Raw genomic sequence first — 19,200 nt, 5'->3', positions numbered from 1 at the left:
AATTCTTTAGAATAGTGTTGAAATTGTTGTCCCTTTCTAGCCATAAAAAATCCCCTCCAAGTATAGTGTAACAGCCAAGATATGTTCTTGGGCTTTTTACACTGTCTACTTAGAGGGGATAATATCAGGGATGATAGCAGGTCTTTATCTCATGTCTTCTCTTAATTTCACGGCTCGGTCAGGAAAGTCAGTGAATATCCCATCGACACCTAAGGAGAACATTTTTTGCATTTGCTTCTCACTGTTGACAGTAAAAGGTCTAATCACCTGATCAGCAGCATGGAGAGCCGATACGACCTCTTTTGTTACCCCAGCGCACTTGATATTAGGGTGATAACCCTTTGCAGGGATTGTTTTTAAATACATCTCCGGCTGATAAATGACATCCATCGTGAGTACAGCAAGCTCTATATGCGGCATTAGCTTGTGAAAAAGAGCTAAACTACCGTGATGAAAGGATGAGACAAGCACACGATCTTCAATTTGAAAGCGCTCAATTTGCTCTTTTACTTTCTCTTCTATACCTGGATATCGATATATGGAATTTTTGAGTTCGATATTGATCATAAAAGATGATTGTTGCGTGACTAGCTCTAATACTTCCTCTAAAAGGGGAATGGACACAGCACCTGTTTCTTCATAAAAAGAATGACTTGCGTCCCCTTTTTTTAATTCTTCAAATGTATGGTCTTTCACTAAGCCATTCAAATTCGTTGTTCTGTTCAGTTTTTCATCATGTATCACAGCCAATCTGCCGTCTTTGGTCAACTGAACATCAAGCTCAATTCCTTCAGCTCCTGAATGGAGTGCGTGCTCAAAGGCTATCATGGTGTTTTCAGGATAGATTCCTTTAAAGCCCCTATGCGCAAAAATTTTCGTCATATGTCACCTCTAAATATGATGTTATCTCCATTATGACGTGTTTATTTCTGTTTTTCCAGTTTGATCACCTCTTCTTAGAAAGAAGAGGGATTGCTCTGTGGTCTCTGCGTCAAGAACAAAAAGGGAAGAAACAAATGCGACTACTGTAATTAACGATTGTTACAACCATTTTTCAAAATAAAAAAACGCCTCAATAAAGAAACGTTTTTTCATGTAAAATGTATTAGCTTGCTCGATGCTCTAAACGCAGACGATCGGCAACCATTGCAATAAATTCCGAATTGGTCGGTTTGGCTTTTGACATACTGACTGTATAACCAAAAAGTGAGGAAATGGAATCGATGTTCCCTCTGCTCCAAGCGACTTCGATGGCATGACGAATCGCTCGTTCCACCCTGCTGGCTGTCGTGTTAAATTTCTTTGCAATGTCGGGATACAATACTTTTGTGATGCTCCCAAGCAGTTCAATGTCATTGTACACCATAGAAATCGCTTCTCTTAAGTATAAATATCCTTTTATATGAGCTGGGACTCCAATTTCATGAATTATCGTCGTAATGCTCGCATCTAAGTTTTTACGTTTAGGTTCAGGTTTATTACGAAGAACACTGTTTTGGATAGATGAAGATCGATGGGTGACTTGTGTGCCGTTTCCACTGACTTGACGAATATGACCGACTAGGTTTTCCATATCAAATGGTTTTAAAATGAAATAGGATGCGCCCAAATCGACTGCCTTTTTCGTTACATCTTCTTGTCCGAACGCCGTTAGCATAATCACACTTGGCTGCTTGGTCATATCAGAGTCACGGAGTCGTTCCAATACAGCAAGACCGTCTAAATGAGGCATGATAATATCTAAGAGGATAACGTCTGGCTCTTTATCTTTAAATAATGTCAGACATTCCTGACCATTATATGCCACCCCAAGTACTTCCATATCTTCCTGTCCCTCAATATACTCTGTCAAAAGGCCAACAAGCTCTCGATTGTCATCAGCTACACACACTTTAATTTTTTCCACGTTCTTTCCTCCCCAATGTCGATTCCTTTAGTCTTTTGTATTCCTCTTCTGAGTGTTCAATTCGACAAAACCATGCTATCCCCTTTAAAAAACTTTAATTTTCCGAATAATAGAGCATTATCTAGCTTTTTCTACGTTTTTCTTAACGAATCGACGATTATTGCAATTTGACAACAGACTATTCTCTATTTTGTCGAATAATCACTTTTTCCTTATTTTATAACATGATGGAAGAGAAAGAAAGAGTAGAAAAAAACTGCCGGAAGATCACGGCAGTTTGATTAATCAGCTTGCTTTTTTGTTTTTTTGATAAAGATCAATTCCTGCTTCTGACAGCATCCATTCAATGTGTACGCCATAGCCGCTTGTCGGGTCATTGACGAATACGTGCGTGACTGCTCCAATGACTTTTCCATTTTGGAGGATGGGGCTTCCGCTCATCCCTTGAACAATTCCACCCGTTTTGCTTAATAATCGTTCATCTGTTATTTTCAAAACCATTCCTTTTGTTGCTGGGAATTTTTGCGGTGTTGTGCTGACAATTTTAATATCAAACTTCTCCACTTGATCATGATCCACAACCGTTAATATCTCTGCTGGCCCTTCTTTTACTTCATTTGATAAAGCGACTGGAAGAGGTTTGTCCGCTACATGATTTTCAAGCTTTTCGGTTAATGTCCCAAATATACCGAACGGACTGTTACGGGAGATATCACCAATCGTTTTTCGTTCGGAAGAAAACCTCGCCAATTTTTCTCCAGGATTACCTCCTGTGCCTTTTTCAATCGATGTCACGGTTGATCTGACAATTTCACCATTGTCGACAACAATTGGTTTTTTTGTATCCATGTCAGAAATCACATGACCGAGGGCACCATACTTTTTAGAGGCCGGTTCGAAGAAGGTCATTGTTCCAATTCCTGCTGCGGAATCACGAATGTAAAGACCAATTCGATAGTTGCCTTCACTTACATCTTTCGCAGGTGTTAATGTTGTTTGAAAGGTTTTATGATCTCTCTTTATGAGTAAATGAAGTTTCTCCCCCGTCTTCCCTGCTTTTTGGATGAATGGGGTGAGGTCATTCATTTTCTCCATTTTTTGACCATTTATTTCAGTGATCATATCCCCTGATTGAATGCCTGCGGCTTCACCTGGTGACTTTTTGCCGTCTTTCGTTGTGATTTGATGAAAACCTACAACGAGAACTCCTACAGAGTGGAGCTTGACTCCAATCGATTGTCCTCCTGGCACGACTTTTAATTCAGGGAGAACATCGACTTTTGTTTTCTTAATAGGAAATCCTTTAAAATCATAAACAATTTCGGCTTTTCCAGCCTTTTGTCCCGTTACTTCAAGTTGATTCTTTTTCTCTGAAAGACTAAAGGCTGGTGAAGAAGCTTCGGCTGCCGCTTCAATTGATGTGTCAATCGATTGCTTCTCGTTCTCAAATACTGCGACATTTGTTGGAATGCTGATATATTCCTTCACTTTGCTCATAAACCCTGTACTTATTAAAGAAACAAGGAGAATAACACCAATGGCTTTTCTCATCTTTTCGGGCATTCATTTTTCACTCTCCTCGCTCCTTACCCACACCAGAACATTAATGTTTTGGCTACATCTTTACTTTTGCCTTCTTAGCGACGATTTATAACCGGCACATGGAGAAAATGATTGGATAAATTGATAAAAGAAAAAGACAATGTCATGCGTATATACAGTGAATTTTAGACAACATAAGAAAAGGCAGCTGGTCTTTCAGCTACCCTGTCGTCTTGACATTATTTGCTTGATGCAACAATTCTTGTGCGTGTTGTTTTGTCAGCTCAGTAACTTCCACACCCGCGATCATTCGACCAATTTCACTCACTTTATCTTCATGGCTTAATGGTTTGACACTCGTTAGTGTTCTACCGGCTTTAGAGCGTTTAGAAATGAAGAGATGTGTGTCAGCCATTGCTGCCACTTGCGGTAAATGTGTGATGCAGAGTACTTGTGAGCCTGCCGCTACTTTATAAATTTTTTCTGCAATGGCCTGTGCGACTCTGCCACTCACGCCTGTATCCACTTCATCAAAAATAATGGACGTGACATTTTGTTTCGCTGAGAAAATACTTTTCACTGCCAGCATGACGCGTGAAATTTCTCCTCCTGATGCCACTTTTGATAAAGATTTCATGGGTTCTCCCGTATTTGTAGAGATGACAAATTGTGCTTGGTCTATCCCATTTTTCCCAATCTGTACTGGTTTCCCGTTTAAAAGCGGACAATCCCGGCTGCCAAAGGACGCATATCGAATCGCAAAAGCCGTATCAAAGGATGACTTCTCCATATACAAATCCTTTAACTCCGCTTGAATTTGCTTAGCTAACTTTTTGGCCATTTTTTTTCGGAGCTCTGATAGGTTGAGTGCTTCAAGCAGTGCGTCACGACTCATCGCATCCAGTTTGTTTTTGAGCGTTTGCAAATGGCTGTCCCGATTTTTTATTTGGTCTATTTCCTCTTCAATCTTGGCCGCATACTCTAAAATTTCCTCAACAGTGGAACCGTATTTCCGCTTTAACTGCTTCATTTCATTCAGCCTAGACTCAATAAAATCAAGACGTGCCGGGTCGAATTCTAATTGATCCAGCATGCTCCGCATTTGAAAAGTAGAATCCTCTAATAAGTAATAGGCATTCGAGACTTGCTCAGAGAGTTTTTTCAAATCATCGTTAATCTCGGAAACCTGCTCTAGCTCGCTTGAAGCCATACTAACCCAATCAAGCCCTCCTTGCTCATTGCGCAGGGCGTTATACGCATTTTGAAGCGATGAATAGATTTTTTCATAGTTGCTAATTTGATGGCGTTCTTCCTGGAGTCTTTCATCTTCTCCTAGCTCTAATTGAGCCGCTTCAATCTCTTCCAATTGAAATTGTAATAAATCTAAGCGGTGCACCAATTCTTGCTCATTTTCAGACAGCTGTTTTAGTTTATGGGCCGTCTTCGTATATTGATCATATGCTTCTTGATATTGTGATAAAGCAGGTGCAATCTCTTCAGCTCCAAATTGATCAAGCAAATGCAAATGATTTTCATCCTCCATCAAGAGCTGGTTATCGTGCTGACCATGTATATCGAGCAAAAGTCGCCCTACTTCTCTTAATATAGAGATGGTGACAAGCTTGCCATTAATACGGCAGATGCTTTTCCCATTTTGGTTAATATCACGGCGAAGAATCATCATTTTATCAGATGCATCGATTCCTTGTTCTTCACATAGGGCAAATACGGGATGATCTGCTGGTACAAGAAAAAGCCCCTCCAGCTCTGCCTTTTTTTCACCGTAACGAACAAATTCAGATGACCCTCTTCCTCCTACGAGAAGCGAGACAGCGTCAATCATAATTGATTTCCCGGCACCTGTTTCCCCTGTTAGAACCGTGAGTCCCTTTTCAAATGAAACCGTTAACTCTTCAATGATTGCAAAGTTTTTAATGGTTAGTTCTGCTAACACTCATATGACACCTCTTTTTGTAAACCTAATCTCTTTATAGAAGCTCTAAAATTTTGGTCGAAACTGTATCCGTATCATCTGGTGTGCGGCAAATGATCAAAATGGTATCATCCCCGCATATGGTTCCCATAATTTCTTCCCAATCTAAATTATCCATTAAAGCACCGATAGCCTGAGCGTTACCTGGCATTGTTTTAAGCACGATTAAATGGCTGGCAGCGTCCATCTTAATAAATGCATCCATGAGAGCACGCTTCAGCTTTGACAGCGGATTAAATCTCTGATCTGCAGGAAGGCTATATTTATATGTTCCATTGTTCGTCGGCACCTTCACTAAGTGCAGTTCTTTTATATCTCTTGAAACGGTTGCCTGCGTGATGTTATAGCCATCTGCTTTCAAAATATCAACTAACTCATCTTGTGTTTCTATCTCTTGGCTTGCAATAATTTCTCTAATTTTAATATGCCTTTGACCTTTATTCATTTTGACCCCCCTAGGCGTTTCATTCTCAGTTTGTCTTTACGCTCTATGTTATCTGATGCACACTTCAAAAAACAAGCATTACATGAGAAACTGTCGATTCTCGTCTTTTGGCCATGTAAAAAGGAATAATAGCGAGCTATTATTCCTTTTGCTTCAATGATCTCATGTGTTATCCAGCTCAGGACTGTTTTTCTTTTCCTTCAATACGGAATGGGCTTCCTTGACCACTTTCTCAAGTGCAGAAGTCGACAGTGCCGCATTCTCCTGTTGATCAGGACGAAGCACCAAATGGAGCAGGAATTCAATATTCCCGTCACCACCAGTTATAGGTGAAAAAGAAACATCCTCTACGTCATAGCTTTCTTTTGACGCAAATTGATTCATTTCTTTTAGCACACCGAGGTGGACTGATGGTTCGCGTACAATACCTTTTTTTCCGACAAGCTCTCTGCCGGCTTCAAATTGGGGCTTGACCAGCGCGATACAGTCACCGCCTGGGACAAGAATATGCTTTAAAGCTGGAAGAATGAGTTTGAGTGAAATAAAAGAAACATCAATAGACGCAACCTCCGGCAGTCCTTCAGTAAAATCAGTTGGAACGGAATGGCGGAAATTGGTGCGTTCCATGACGATGACTCGTTTATCCTGCCTTAATGTCCATGCAAGCTGATTGTAGCCAACATCAACAGCATATGATTTAACGGCTCCATTTTGGAGTGCACAATCTGTAAAACCGCCTGTTGATGAACCGATATCGATCAGTGATTTCCCTTTAACTGTTAAGTCAAATTCTTTTAGTGCTTTTTCGAGCTTTAACCCGCCGCGGCTCACATATTTCAAAGGATTCCCCTTCACAATAAGAGGTGTGTCACGATCAATTTTCTCTCCTGGTTTATCCAAACGGTTTTCATTTGAATAAACGATCCCTGCCATGATGGCACGCTTTGCTTTCTCTCTCGTTTCCATTAGTCCTTGTTCGACTAGTAAAACGTCAAGTCGTTCTTTCTTTGATGTCATGATCCAATTCCTTTTCTTGGTGCTGCGGGTAGCAGGTCACGTAAAACCTCAGCAACCTGTATTTTCGTCAGACCAATTTCTTCAAGCAGTGCATCGACACTTCCATGCTCAATAAATTCATCTGGAATGCCCATACGTTCTACCTTTACATGTGATGTTTTTTTGTCGTGTATATATTCTAATACACTGCTTCCAAATCCACCTTGGAGCACAGCTTCTTCAATCGTTAATATCGAAATACCTTCAGACAGTATTTCATTTAACATTGCTTCATCAAGAGGCTTAATAAAACGGGCATTGACGACACGAACAGATTTTCCTTCTTTTTGCAATTCTTCTGCTGCTTGCAGCGCCATTTTAATCGTTGTACCGAACGTTAAAATAACGGCATCCTTCCCTGGACGAAGAACTTCCCAGGAGCCAATGGGAATGGTTTTAAGCTGTTCATCCATTTTAACGCCTAGCCCATTTCCACGCGGAAAGCGCATGGCAATAGGTCCGTCATCATACTGAATAGCTGTATTGACCATATGCTGTCCTTCGTTTTCATCCTTTGGCATCATAAGTACCATATTCGGCATATGGCGCATAAACGCAATGTCAAACACACCTTGATGCGTTTCTCCATCTGCTCCAACGAGACCCGCACGGTCAATTCCGATAAACACGTTGAGGTTCTGACGGCAGATGTCATGCAGCACTTGATCATAGGCTCTTTGTAGGAAGGTTGAATAAATAGCTAAAAATGGCTTCATATCCTGAGTGGCAAGTCCAGCTGCCATTGTTGCTGCATGCTGCTCTGCAATTCCTACATCAAACATTCGCTCTGGAAATTCCTTTGCAAACCCTTCAAGCTTTGATCCCACAGGCATAGCAGGCGTAATTGCGACAATTCGCTCATCTTCTCTCGCCAGCTTTCTTACTGTCTCACTGACTAGACCACTCCATGACGGAGCCGCTGCTGTCGGTTTAACGAAATCACCTGTATCAATTTTGTATGGACCTGTGCCGTGCCAAGTCCCGATTTTATCAGATTCTGCTGGCTTATAGCCTTTTCCTTTTTTCGTAATGACATGAAGGAGGACAGGACCTTTTGTTTTCTTCGCGTATTCAAGGTTTTCAAAAAGATCTTCGTAGGAATGACCATCTACAGGACCTAAGTAGGTGAACCCCATTTCCTCAAAGAACATGCCAGACACAAGCAAATATTTCAGGCTGTCTTTTATGCGTTCTGCTGTTGCAGCAAGCTTTCCACCTACTGCTGGAATACGCTTGAATACATATTCGAGCTCGTCCTTTACCCATTGGTATTTACCAGCAGTGCGCAATCTGCCAAGCATTGTATGAATGGCACCCACGTTTGGCGCAATACTCATTTCATTGTCGTTTAAGATCACAATCATATCTTTCTTTTCATCACCGATATGATTCAGTGCTTCTAACGCCATACCGCCGGTTAATGCACCATCTCCAATAATCGGGAGGATATATTCATCTGTTCCTCTGATATCCCGCGCTGCAGCCATACCCATCGCACCAGATAATGAGGTTGAACTGTGACCCGTTTCCCATACATCATGTTCACTTTCATTTCGTTTAGGAAAACCGCATAGTCCTTTATATTGACGAAGCGTATCAAACTCCGCACCTCTTCCAGTTAATAGCTTGTGAACGTACGATTGATGTCCAACATCCCAAAGGAATTTGTCTTTCGGGCTGTCAAATACTTTATGAAGCGCAACAGTGAGTTCAACGACACCAAGGTTCGGACCGATGTGCCCACCAGAGTTAGCTAAGGACTCTATTAAAAACGTACGAATGTCAGCACTAAGCTCCTCTAATTCTGCATTTGACATTCCTTTTAGAAAGGTTGGATTTTTTATTGATAAAAGATCCAATCAGGATCAACTCGCTTTCAACAAAATTTCTACATACATCTATAATGCCTTATTCCTATGAATACCAAACGAGGAAAAAGATTTGTCTCATCATGATAAACTGTTTTCAGTTTACCACAATTACTCGAAGACCCCCAAATCTGGCTATTTTTAATGATCTCTTGAGGCAATGAGATCACATAGGTCATGCAATAATTGCTGCTTTAACTCAAGGTTTGAGACGATTTCTTTTGCACGAGTGATATGTTCATTTAGTTTTTCTTTTGCTCTTGAAAGCGTTATTAAAGAAGGATACGTCGACTTATCATTTGCTGTGTCAGAGCCGACACGTTTCCCAATCTTTTCTTCGCTTCCTTCAAGATCTAAAATATCATCACGGATTTGAAAGGCAATTCCAATATGATAGCTAAATTCTCTTAGCTTTTCGATATCATCATCAGATGCGCCTGCCAGCATCGCACCTGCTGCCACGCTGAAGGTTAGGAGCTTTCCTGTTTTTCGCGCGTGAATGGATTCCAGTTCAGCAAGAGGTATTTGTTTTTGCTCTGCTTCCATATCCTCAAATTGACCGCCAACCATTCCAAGTGCCCCTGCTGATTTCACAAGTTCATCGATGATTCTGAGCTTTTGATCAGCGGGTACATCTTCAGATAATTGTGATGTAATCAGGCGGAAGCTCTCGGTTAAAAGCGCATCACCCGCAAGAACAGCTGTTGCTTCTCCATATACTTTATGGTTGGTTGGCTTTCCTCTTCTAAGGTCATCGTCATCCATACAAGGAAGATCGTCATGAATCAATGAATATGTATGAATCATTTCCACTGCGCAGCCAACAGGTATACCGTCTTTTTCTCTTTTTCCATAGGCATTTAAGAGAGCAAGGACGAGAACAGGGCGAAGCCTTTTTCCGCCTGCTTTTAGAGAATAGAGCATAGAGGATTTCAGTTGTTCTGGAATTTGTAATTCCTGAACATATGTAAATAAATAATCTTCAATTACTTGTTTTCGTGTTGTCAAGAATTCATTTAGATTATTTGTCACTAGCATCCGCCTCCTTCACTGTAAAAGAAGCCAGTTCACCGTCCTCTTTTAAAATAAAATCCATTTGCTTTTCAACATGCTGTAATTTTTCATGACAAAGCTTTGAAAGAGTCATGCCTTCTTTGAAATAATGAATGGCCTGCTCAAGCGGTACATCTCCTTCTTCGAGCTTCCGAACAATCTCTTCTAGACCTTTCATGGCTTCTTCAAATGTCATTTGTTCTTCTTTTTGTTTGTTTGATTCTGTCATGATGATTGTCCCTCCTTTTCAATAACCTCACAAATAAGACGTCCATCCTTCATTGTAATGGTCAGATGATCGTTCGTTTCTACTTGGTTTACACTTTTAATCAGTTCATCTTCTTTATAGGCTAAACTGTAGCCTCTTTCCATCACTTGAAGAGGATTTAATGCATTTAGTTTACCAAGAACAGATTGGAACTGCGAATGAATTGTTTTCATTTGCACATTCATATTACGGATGAGCTGATCTGTTTCATTGGCGTAACGTTTTTTCTCATGAAGCAGCTGCTCTTTTGGATGAAGTGGCTTTAGTCTGTATGTTTGGCGGTCAAGTTGGCTGCGTTTTTGTTCAATTTGTTTCGTCAGTTTTTTTTGAAAACGATCAAATACCATATCAAATTGCTGCTCTTTTTGCTCCTGTAATCGCTTTGGAAAACGGAAGGCATAAGAGGATTGAAGCGCCACAAGACGTTCCTTCGCTTGAGAAGTTCGATTTTTTGTCGCCCTTGTTAACCGAATGTCGATGGATTTGATTCGGTCAATTAAGTCGGTGGTATCTGGAACAGCTAACTCGGCTGCGCCTGTTGGTGTGGGTGCTCTCATGTCTGCAGTAAAATCACTGATCGTAAAGTCCGTTTCGTGTCCAACTGCAGAAATGATGGGAATGTCTGATGTAAAGATCGCTCTTGCGACTGCTTCTTCATTAAAGGCCCAAAGCTCTTCAATCGAGCCTCCGCCTCTTCCGACAATCAACACATCGCAGAGCTTTTTTTCATTTGCTTCTTTAATTCGTTCGACGATAGAACGAATAGCATTTTCTCCTTGGACTAACGCCGGAATCACAATGATTTTGGCCTGTTGATACCGCCGATTGATGGTTGTGATGACATCTCGAACAGCGGCTCCTGTTGGTGATGTGATGACACCAACGACCTCTGGATATTCAGGGATTTGTTTTTTATAGCGCACATCAAATAAGCCTTCACTTGCTAGTTTTTTCTTTAGCTCTTCATAAGCTAGATGAAGAGCACCAACACCATCAGGCTGCATTTCCTTTGCATATAATTGATAGTTACCACTCGGCTCATATACTTGGATCCCGCCGCGTACGAACACTTTCATTCCGCTCTTTGGCGAAAAAGGTAGCTTAGATGAAGAACGCTGAAACATCACAGCTTGCATGCGTGCGTTTTCGTCTTTTAAGGTGAAGTAAACATGACCTCTTGAATGAATCTTCACATTTGATAACTCACCTTTGATCCAAATATCTTCTAAGTGAGGGTCAACATCGAATTTTCTCTTTATATATTTTGTAAGAGCTGTGACCGTCACAAAGGCTTTTTCACTCATGACGTATTCCTCCTCTTCAAAAACGCACATTCATCCACCGGCAGCACGCAGGTGGATGAATGGATAAAGCTTATGCTAATGTACGTTTTGCTGATTTAACCGTATTATATGCAAGCATCGTAATAGTCATTGGGCCGACTCCGCCAGGGACTGGTGTGATATAAGAAGCTTTTTCTTTGGCCTCTTCAAAATCAACATCCCCTACCAGTTTCCCAGTATCTAAACGATTGACTCCTACATCGATGACAATAGCGCCTTCTTTAATTTGGTCAGCTTTAATAAAGTTTGCTCGACCGACGGCAACAACTAAAATATCCGCTTTTAACGTATGTTCTGAAATATTTGCAGTTCTAGAATGACAGTATGTAACGGTGGCATGTTCGTTTAACAGCAATTGTCCAACTGGTTTGCCGACAATATTGCTTCGTCCAACTACAACCACTTCTTTTCCAGAAAGATCTACACCTGTTTTGTTTAGCAATTCAACAATACCTGCTGGCGTACAAGGAAGGAATGTGTCTTCCCCAAGTAGCAATTTCCCAATATTCAGCGGATGAAAACCATCTACATCTTTATCTGGTGAGATACGTTCAATGACGGCTTTTTCAGAAATGTGTTTTGGGAGCGGAAGCTGAACAAGAATTCCGTGGAGTTGATCATCATCATTGTATTGATCAATGAGCTGAAGCAATTCTTCTTCTGTAATAGAAGCATTTAAATGATCAAGCTGAAAATGCATGCCCATTGATTCTGCTGCTTTTTTCTTCCCGCGTACGTAAGAAAGTGAAGCCGGATCATCTCCGATTAGAATAACGGCAAGACCAGGTGTGACCCCTTTTTGTTTTAGCTCTTCTACTTCTTTTGCTAATTGTTCACGCTTTTCTTTTGCTGTTTCTTTCCCATCGATGATTGTTGCTGTCATGTCGAATCCTCCTATTGGTGCTTTAGGTCGTTTTTAATGTTTGAAAGTACACCATTTACAAATTTCGGCGCTTTATCATCACCAAATAATTTGGCCAGCTCAATGGCTTCATTCATTGAAACACTAACTGGGATGTCTTCTTGATACACCATCTCGTACACAGACAGCCTTAAAATAGCTCTGTCTACATTCGCAATACGATCGAGTTTCCAATTCACAAGATGCTGTGAAATCATTTCATCGAGCTTGTCCTTTTGTTCGAGCACACCGAAAACCAGTTCCTCGAAAAAAGGATCTGATTCTTGTTCATCCAGCGCATGTGTAATGGCCTCTTTCGGATTAATATTGCTTACATCAATTTGAAATAATGTTTGTAGCGCCTTTTCTCTTGCAGTTCTTCTTTTCATTATTTACTCCTTTAACCACTTTATCCGCTTGTCGTTAAGCCATACAGAGATCATAACATATTTTGACCGTGGTCGCACCAAGATCCATGCAAGCTGACACGAAAAACGAATAAATCAACGCGTGACGGAACTTACCCAAAAATAGGCTTTTAAAAAACCAAAGAAGCAATGCCTCCCTGGTTTCACTTTAACCCATTTTTACATTTCTTTATCTACTTTCAAGCCTCATGTTTTGTATCAAATTGAATGCCGACGACATGAATGTTGATTTCATTAATCGTTAAGGCAGTCATGTTCAAAAGGGTTTGACGGATATTCTCTTGAACAGCAGTGGATACCTTTGGAATAGATAGGCCAAATTCAACCACACAATACACATCGATTGTGATGCCTTCATCAGAGACATCTACTTTTACACCTTTACGGTGATTTTTCTTCCCAAAGCGTTCTGCTACATCAGCAGCGAAATTGCCGCGCATTTCAGCAATTCCTTTAACCTCTGAAGCTGCGATTCCCGCAATGACTTCAATCACTTCTGGCGCAATTTGCACTTTTCCCAATTGACCTTCATCAAGGTTCATTTCAAGCAAATTGTTTTCTGACACGATCATTCACCTCCAAAAGCTGTTATGGCTTCATGATTTGATACGTTTCTAAAAACTTCGTATTAAAATTACCGCTCACGAATGTTTCATGCTCAAGCAATCTGAGGTGGAATGGAATCGTTGTGTAGACTCCTTCAATGACGAATTCTTGAAGCGCACGTTTCATTTTGGCAATTGCTTCTTCTCTCGTTTTACCATACGTGATCACTTTTGCAATCATGCTATCGTAATAGGGCGGAATCACATAACTCGGATAAGCGGCAGAGTCAACACGAACACCTAGACCGCCCGGCGGAAGATACATTTTAATTTCACCAGCAGAAGGCATAAAGTTTTTCTCTGGGTTTTCTGCATTAATACGGCATTCGATCGCCCAGCCTTCATATACGACATCATCTTGGGTAAGAGATAGCGGCTCACCTGATGCGACCTTAATTTGTTCTTTGATCAAGTCAACACCTGTCACCATTTCGGTAACAGGATGCTCTACTTGAATGCGGGTATTCATTTCCATGAAGTAGAACTTCTCTTCATTATAATCATAAATGAATTCGACCGTTCCGGCTCCTGTGTATTCAACAGCTTCTGCTGCTTTCACGGCTGCATCACCCATTTGCTCACGGATGTCTGCATTAAGTGCTGGTGATGGTGTTTCTTCAAGAAGTTTTTGCATTCTTCTTTGGATTGAGCAATCGCGCTCACCTAAGTGAATCGTATGGCCGTGCTTGTCTGCAAGCACTTGGATTTCCACGTGTCTAAAGTCTTCAATGAACTTCTCCAAATAGACGCCTGGGTTACCAAAGTTTTGTGCAGCTTCTTGCTGCGTAATTTTGACACCGTTAATGAGCTCTTCTTCAGTACGAGCTACGCGGATACCTTTACCGCCGCCGCCTGCAGTCGCTTTAATAATAACTGGATACCCAATACTTGCTGCTGTTGAAACGGCATCATCAAGATCTTTTACAATTCCTTGAGAACCAGGGACAATCGGTACGCCTGCTTGTTTCATTGTTTCTCTTGCGACATCTTTCGTTCCCATTTTAGAAATCGCTGATGCAGATGGTCCAACAAAGATAACATTACACTCCGCACAAAGCTCTGCAAAGTCTGCATTTTCAGCAAGGAAGCCGTATCCTGGATGAATCGCATCTGTACCTGTCAGCTTTGCGACACTGACAATGTTTGTGATATTTAAATAACTATCTTTTGAAGCAGTCGGTCCAATGCAATATGCTTCATCAGCCATTTGAACATGTAGTGCGTTGCGATCCGCTTTAGAAAATACCGCAACCGTTTCAATTCCTAGCTCTTTGCAGGCCCTGATGATTCTAACTGCGATTTCTCCTCTGTTTGCAATTAATAGCTTTTTAATCATGATCGTACTCCTTACTCTGCTTTCACTAGAAAGAGGGGTTGTCCGAATTCTACGAGCTGACCGTTTTCAGCTAATACTTCGACGATTTCGCCTTTGACTTCTGCTTCAATTTCATTAAACAGTTTCATCGCTTCAACGATACATACAACTGAGTTTTCATTCACCTTAGAACCTGTTGTCACGTATGGATCTGCTTCTGGTGAAGAAGAAGCATAAAATGTACCAACCATTGGGGATGTGATTTTATGCAGATTCTCAGACGCAGTTGCCTCTTTTGTAGGGGCTTCGGTCTGAGCTGGAGCTTGTTGAGCTGAAGCTGCTTGGACAGGAGCCACTGGTGCTTGTACCGCAACTTGCTGAACGACTTCTTTATTTTTTTTCAGTTTGATTTTTGCACCTTCGTTTTCGTACGTAAATTCATCAATTGTAGATTGGTCAATTAATTTAATCAGTTCATGAATTTCTTCAATTTTTAACATGGATTTGCACCCCTATGTATGGATTTATCTATTTTATAGGCTAGTACTAAAAGTACATATTATAACCATCTTACAGTAGGATTTCGTTGAATTCAATACTATTGTGATGAAACGCTTCAAGCAGACACCTCAAAAAGGCCGTCAAACCATTCAAAAAACGCCCTTTTCGGCAAAGGGCGTTGGTTCATTTTTTATTGATTTGATGGCTCAAAAGTAACGGCTACGTTATCAAGCCCTCTCATTTCTTTTGTGACTAAATCAATAATATCTGCTGCTTGGGACTTTGATTTTTTATCAGAACGAACTGTGATACTCACTTTATCTCCCTCAGCACTCACTAGGGCATCTTTATACCCTTTTGTTTTAATCAATGTCTCCAGCTGACGCTCTGTTCCTTCTGCCTCACTAAGTGCTGTCATTTGATCATAAGCTTCACTTTTTTCTTGCGCTGTTGCATCGTCACTTGACACGATTTCGTTGAATTCTTCACGCTGCTTGCTGCGCTTATCTTCGAGCTCTAGCCTGTATGTTGTGAAAAGCTCATCGTCTGTTTGCTCTGAAACAGCCTTTCCTTCTTCACCACTTGTTTCAACATCCTCTTGTTTGCCATTTGTTTCTTTGTCAGTAGACTTGTTATCGGAGCCTTTTTCCGTTCCTTTTTCAGTCCCTTTTTCTGTTTCAGTCTTTTTCTCTTCAGTTCCTTTTGATTTCGTATCTTCTACTGTCACTGCATTCTCACCTTGTGGGGACATGATATAGTACACACTTAATACGACAACTAAACTTAGCATCGTTAATAGCCAAACCGTTTGTTTTTTTAACATCATTCCGAATCCTCCTTGATTTTTTTAGGGGCAACAGCCACTCTATGGCTCGGTAGATCAAGCACTCGTGTAACCGCTTCAATGATGGTTTTCTTTATTTGAACGTTGTCTACTCCTTGAGCAACAACGAGGACGCCTCGAATCTCTGGCTTTTTCGTTTGGACAACAACAGGTGTTTCTTCATTGCCATTTTTGATGATGACAATCTCTTCTTCCTTTGTTTGATCCGTAACACTTCGCACGCCGCCTGCTTTATCGGTTTCCTCGGTCGTTGTGCTTTTATTGGATTTGTTTTTTTCAAATACTTTTAAAGAAGTCGCATCTACATTTACCACAATAGATACATCCTCAACACCAATGATCGTCTCTAAAATTTCTTTCAACTGATTTTCGTATTCTTGCTCAACGTCCTCAATTGAGTTCTTTGATTTACCTGAAGATGTCGGTTTGAACACCGCCTGCTCTTCTGATGGTGTTTTTTTAGACGCAGGGACAGCAACCTGTTGTTTGCTTGATGGCGGTGACAGGATTTGACTGACTAGCATGAAAGACACGCCGATGATGAATACAAGCAGCAAGTAATGGTGCTTTGTTAATTTTGGTTTCCCTTCACCTTTTTCAGATGACTTGAACAAAGATTTCAGCTTTTGTTTCCAGTCCTTGTTATTCATGATCTACTGCGTCACCTCCCTCAATGATCAGTGAAATGTGTTCAGGACTTGTATTCCATACATCCGCAAGCGTTTCTTTCACCCTCGCAATCTTTTTTGATGATCCAGCGCTTTCCTCCTTTTGACTGGAGAGATCAATGTCCACCTTCGCCACCGTTTCTACAGCATCACCTGTGAGTAGGGAAAGGACTGCTTTGATACGAAATTGATCCACCTTTATATTCCCATCAAGGTGCTCCTCATCTGCCAACACTTCTACGTGTTTCATTTCATAGCTCTCCTTCTCCAGTGGCTCCTTTGCGCTTTTTTCTAGTTGGACAGCCATTTGCTTTAAAATATATGCACGCTGAGAGGCTTGTATTTCTTTTTTTTCTAAATTCATCTGATTTTTTATTTCTTCTGATTGCGCTTGTTCCTTTCCCTTCATGAATTCTGAGAAAATTTGGTCAGGATCCGCACGAAATAAAGCAAAGATGGGATTGAGCATCACCACGATCAACAGTAAGCTTACGACCATTTTTGCATACTTCTGCATGCTTGAATTGGGAAGCAAAAGATCAATCACAATGGCAAATAAGATAAATAAGATAATACTTGTGATCCATTCTGTGAGAAAGCTCAAAAGATGTCCCCCTCCTTACTTCATCATCATTGTAAGGTTACCAGCAGTGATAATGACGGTAATGCTTAAAAAGAACATGAGTGATACAACGGCAAGTGCGGCAAATATATAAAGAACACTCTTTGATATGACATCCAGACAACTAATGATCGGTCCGCCCCCAAGAGGCTGAAGGATCGCAGCTGCAAGCTTATAAATAAGGGCAAGTGACAGAACCTTAATGGCCGGAAAAGCTGCAATTGATATCAAAATGGCCACTCCCACAAGGCCAACCGTGTTTTTGAGCAAAACAGAGGCGCTGATGACGGTATCCGTTGCATCTGTAAACATTCTGCCAAGGACAGGGATGAAGTTTCCTGTGATAAATTTGGCTGTACGAAGAGCGATACCATCACTGATGGCAGCAGATGCACCTTGCACAGAAATAACGCCGAGAAAAACGGTTAAAAAAACGGCTAGTCCGCCAATCGCCACATTTCTTAACAGTTGGGCGAGCTGGGTGACTTTGTATTGTTCGGTCAGCGTACTGACAATGCTCAATATGGCTGATAAAAAGATGAGCGGAAGTACCACATACTGAATAAAAATGCCGCTCGTGTTCATCAAAAATAAAATAACAGGATGAAAGAATCCGGCTGAGACGAGCCCGCCTGATGAAGCAATGAGCGCTAACAAAAGAGGAATAAGAGCAAGAATAAAACTGGTCATCGTTTGGATGGCTTCTGTTGCATAGGAGATCGCCACATGGAAGCTGTTTAATGCAATAATGATAAGCACCATATACACAAGAGCGTATGCGACTTTGCTGACGGTGGTTTGCTCAAAAGCATTTTGCAAAAGCTGAAGAAGCGAACAAAAGATGGTGAGTAAAATCAGTGTTCCTAGGAGCTTGCCGTTTGCAATGACCTCATGAAATAGATAATGAACCAATGCCTTCAGCCACGTTTGGGGAGACAGCTCTTTATCGCCGTCAATCATTTCTTTCACTGTGCCTTTTTGGCTTTCAGGCAGAAAGCCGCCATACTCATCCAATATCGTTTCCCAAAATTCACTGATGGAATGAAGCTCTAGTGCATCAGCCTGTCCATTCGCTACTTCTTCTGCTACTGGGTCTTCACTTGTTAAGGGCACATTTTCTTCTGCACCAGCATGCGGAGCGATTAGCCAAAAGAAAAGTATAAGCCCCATAACAGCCGTCACCCATTTCATTGTCATCACCTCTTTTTTCAATCAAGTCATGGACGGAATCATGCCTAAGATGGTCTCAATGATGACTGTTAAAATTGGGACCGCCATGACCAAGATAAGAATCTTGCCACCAAGATCTATTTTCGAAGCAATGGCGCCTTGTCCAGCATCCTTCGTGAGCTGGGCGCCGAATTCTGCAATATAGGCAATACCGATAATCTTCAAAATGGTTTCAACGTACTTCATGTTGACGCCGGCACTAGCCGCAATCTTTTCAATCATGGAGATAATGGCATAGATTTGATCGATTAAATAAAGAAAAATCACACACCCTGTAAACACAACAAGCATAAAGGCAAAAGTTGGCTTTTGTTCTTTTACGATTAATGCTAAGAAAGTAGCGATTAAACCAAGTCCAACAATTTGTATGATTTCGATTTGTAAGCCCTCCCCTATCCTTGAAATAGAAATACGGCTTTAATCTTCTTAAACAAATCATCCACAATGGTTGCCACCATAAATAAAATGTAGATAAACCCAAGCAGCGTCACCCACTGAGCGTACTCTTTTTTCCCCATTTGATCTAAAATCGTATGGAGAAAGGCCACGACGATGCCTACTCCAGCAATTTGAAAAATAACGTTTACATCAACGCCCATGCTCTCGACTCCC

20 protein-coding genes and 1 pseudogene are annotated in these 19,200 nt (G+C 41.1%); all 21 read right to left on the bottom strand.

Annotated elements, in window-relative coordinates:
• Positions 1 to 144: 144 nt before the first annotated feature.
• Positions 145 to 882, bottom strand: coding sequence for a glycerophosphodiester phosphodiesterase (locus tag WAX46_RS10785; protein ID WP_226568271.1), 738 nt, complete (start codon positions 880 to 882; stop codon positions 145 to 147).
• Positions 883 to 1,105: 223 nt separating this feature from the next.
• The gene (spo0A, locus tag WAX46_RS10780; RefSeq protein WP_226568272.1) at positions 1,106 to 1,906 is read right to left on the bottom strand and encodes a sporulation transcription factor Spo0A; all 801 of its coding nucleotides are present in this window, start codon (positions 1,904 to 1,906) and stop codon (positions 1,106 to 1,108) included.
• Positions 1,907 to 2,191: 285 nt separating this feature from the next.
• Positions 2,192 to 3,469 carry a SpoIVB peptidase gene (gene spoIVB, locus WAX46_RS10775; RefSeq protein WP_336493924.1) on the bottom strand — a complete coding sequence of 426 codons (1,278 nt, stop codon included), beginning with the start codon at positions 3,467 to 3,469 and terminating at the stop codon, positions 2,192 to 2,194.
• Between the two features lie 199 nt (positions 3,470 to 3,668).
• Positions 3,669 to 5,402: a DNA repair protein RecN gene (gene recN, locus WAX46_RS10770; protein WP_336493922.1), complete on the bottom strand. Its 1,734-nt coding sequence runs from the start codon at positions 5,400 to 5,402 to the stop codon at positions 3,669 to 3,671.
• A 34-nt stretch (positions 5,403 to 5,436) separates the two neighbouring features.
• Positions 5,437 to 5,886: a transcriptional regulator AhrC/ArgR gene (ahrC, locus tag WAX46_RS10765; RefSeq protein WP_336493920.1), complete on the bottom strand. Its 450-nt coding sequence runs from the start codon at positions 5,884 to 5,886 to the stop codon at positions 5,437 to 5,439.
• Positions 5,887 to 6,048: 162 nt separating this feature from the next.
• On the bottom strand, positions 6,049 to 6,903 hold the full coding sequence (locus WAX46_RS10760) for a TlyA family RNA methyltransferase (RefSeq protein ID WP_336493918.1): 855 nt from the start codon (positions 6,901 to 6,903) through the stop codon (positions 6,049 to 6,051).
• Complete coding sequence (gene dxs, locus WAX46_RS10755; protein ID WP_336493917.1) at positions 6,900 to 8,801, bottom strand: 1-deoxy-D-xylulose-5-phosphate synthase; 1,902 nt, start codon at positions 8,799 to 8,801, stop codon at positions 6,900 to 6,902. The genes WAX46_RS10760 and dxs overlap by 4 nt, the downstream gene beginning before the upstream one ends.
• Before the next feature lie 150 nt (positions 8,802 to 8,951).
• Positions 8,952 to 9,842 (bottom strand): polyprenyl synthetase family protein, encoded by an 891-nt coding sequence (locus WAX46_RS10750; protein ID WP_226568278.1) that lies wholly within the window; start codon positions 9,840 to 9,842, stop codon positions 8,952 to 8,954.
• Positions 9,832 to 10,092, bottom strand: a complete 261-nt coding sequence (locus WAX46_RS10745) for an exodeoxyribonuclease VII small subunit (RefSeq protein WP_336493916.1) — start codon at positions 10,090 to 10,092, stop codon at positions 9,832 to 9,834. The genes WAX46_RS10750 and WAX46_RS10745 overlap by 11 nt, the downstream gene beginning before the upstream one ends.
• Positions 10,089 to 11,435 (bottom strand): exodeoxyribonuclease VII large subunit, encoded by a 1,347-nt coding sequence (xseA, locus tag WAX46_RS10740; protein ID WP_336493914.1) that lies wholly within the window; start codon positions 11,433 to 11,435, stop codon positions 10,089 to 10,091. The genes WAX46_RS10745 and xseA overlap by 4 nt, the downstream gene beginning before the upstream one ends.
• 70 nt (positions 11,436 to 11,505) lie before the next feature.
• Complete coding sequence (folD, locus tag WAX46_RS10735; RefSeq protein WP_226568281.1) at positions 11,506 to 12,357, bottom strand: bifunctional methylenetetrahydrofolate dehydrogenase/methenyltetrahydrofolate cyclohydrolase FolD; 852 nt, start codon at positions 12,355 to 12,357, stop codon at positions 11,506 to 11,508.
• 11 nt (positions 12,358 to 12,368) lie between these two features.
• Complete coding sequence (nusB, locus tag WAX46_RS10730) at positions 12,369 to 12,764, bottom strand: transcription antitermination factor NusB (RefSeq protein WP_226568282.1); 396 nt, start codon at positions 12,762 to 12,764, stop codon at positions 12,369 to 12,371.
• Positions 12,765 to 12,962: 198 nt separating this feature from the next.
• Positions 12,963 to 13,369 (bottom strand): annotated as a pseudogene (locus WAX46_RS10725) (Asp23/Gls24 family envelope stress response protein).
• Between the two features lie 22 nt (positions 13,370 to 13,391).
• Positions 13,392 to 14,744, bottom strand: a complete 1,353-nt coding sequence (gene accC / locus WAX46_RS10720; protein ID WP_226568283.1) for an acetyl-CoA carboxylase biotin carboxylase subunit — start codon at positions 14,742 to 14,744, stop codon at positions 13,392 to 13,394.
• A gap of 11 nt (positions 14,745 to 14,755) precedes the next feature.
• Complete coding sequence (gene accB, locus WAX46_RS10715; RefSeq protein WP_226568284.1) at positions 14,756 to 15,223, bottom strand: acetyl-CoA carboxylase biotin carboxyl carrier protein; 468 nt, start codon at positions 15,221 to 15,223, stop codon at positions 14,756 to 14,758.
• Positions 15,224 to 15,414: 191 nt separating this feature from the next.
• The gene (locus tag WAX46_RS10710) at positions 15,415 to 16,047 is read right to left on the bottom strand and encodes a SpoIIIAH-like family protein (RefSeq protein ID WP_226568309.1); all 633 of its coding nucleotides are present in this window, start codon (positions 16,045 to 16,047) and stop codon (positions 15,415 to 15,417) included.
• The gene (gene spoIIIAG, locus WAX46_RS10705; RefSeq protein WP_226568285.1) at positions 16,047 to 16,718 is read right to left on the bottom strand and encodes a stage III sporulation protein AG; all 672 of its coding nucleotides are present in this window, start codon (positions 16,716 to 16,718) and stop codon (positions 16,047 to 16,049) included. Before spoIIIAG ends, WAX46_RS10710 begins: the two co-directional genes overlap by 1 nt.
• Positions 16,711 to 17,340 (bottom strand): stage III sporulation protein AF, encoded by a 630-nt coding sequence (spoIIIAF, locus tag WAX46_RS10700; protein ID WP_226568286.1) that lies wholly within the window; start codon positions 17,338 to 17,340, stop codon positions 16,711 to 16,713. Before spoIIIAF ends, spoIIIAG begins: the two co-directional genes overlap by 8 nt.
• Before the next feature lie 15 nt (positions 17,341 to 17,355).
• On the bottom strand, positions 17,356 to 18,549 hold the full coding sequence (gene spoIIIAE, locus WAX46_RS10695; RefSeq protein WP_226568287.1) for a stage III sporulation protein AE: 1,194 nt from the start codon (positions 18,547 to 18,549) through the stop codon (positions 17,356 to 17,358).
• 21 nt (positions 18,550 to 18,570) lie between these two features.
• Entirely contained in the window at positions 18,571 to 18,984 is a 414-nt protein-coding gene (gene spoIIIAD, locus WAX46_RS10690) for a stage III sporulation protein AD (RefSeq protein WP_226568310.1), read from the bottom strand.
• The gene (spoIIIAC, locus tag WAX46_RS10685) at positions 18,981 to 19,187 is read right to left on the bottom strand and encodes a stage III sporulation protein AC (protein ID WP_003153142.1); all 207 of its coding nucleotides are present in this window, start codon (positions 19,185 to 19,187) and stop codon (positions 18,981 to 18,983) included. Before spoIIIAC ends, spoIIIAD begins: the two co-directional genes overlap by 4 nt.
• Between the last annotated feature and the right edge of the window lie 13 nt (positions 19,188 to 19,200).

Source organism: Bacillus sp. FJAT-53060 (genome assembly GCF_037104745.1).
GTDB lineage: Bacteria > Bacillota > Bacilli > Bacillales > Bacillaceae > Bacillus > Bacillus stratosphericus_B.
Note: the sequence above shows the minus strand (reverse complement) of the source record. Positions and strands in the feature narration are given on the sequence as shown.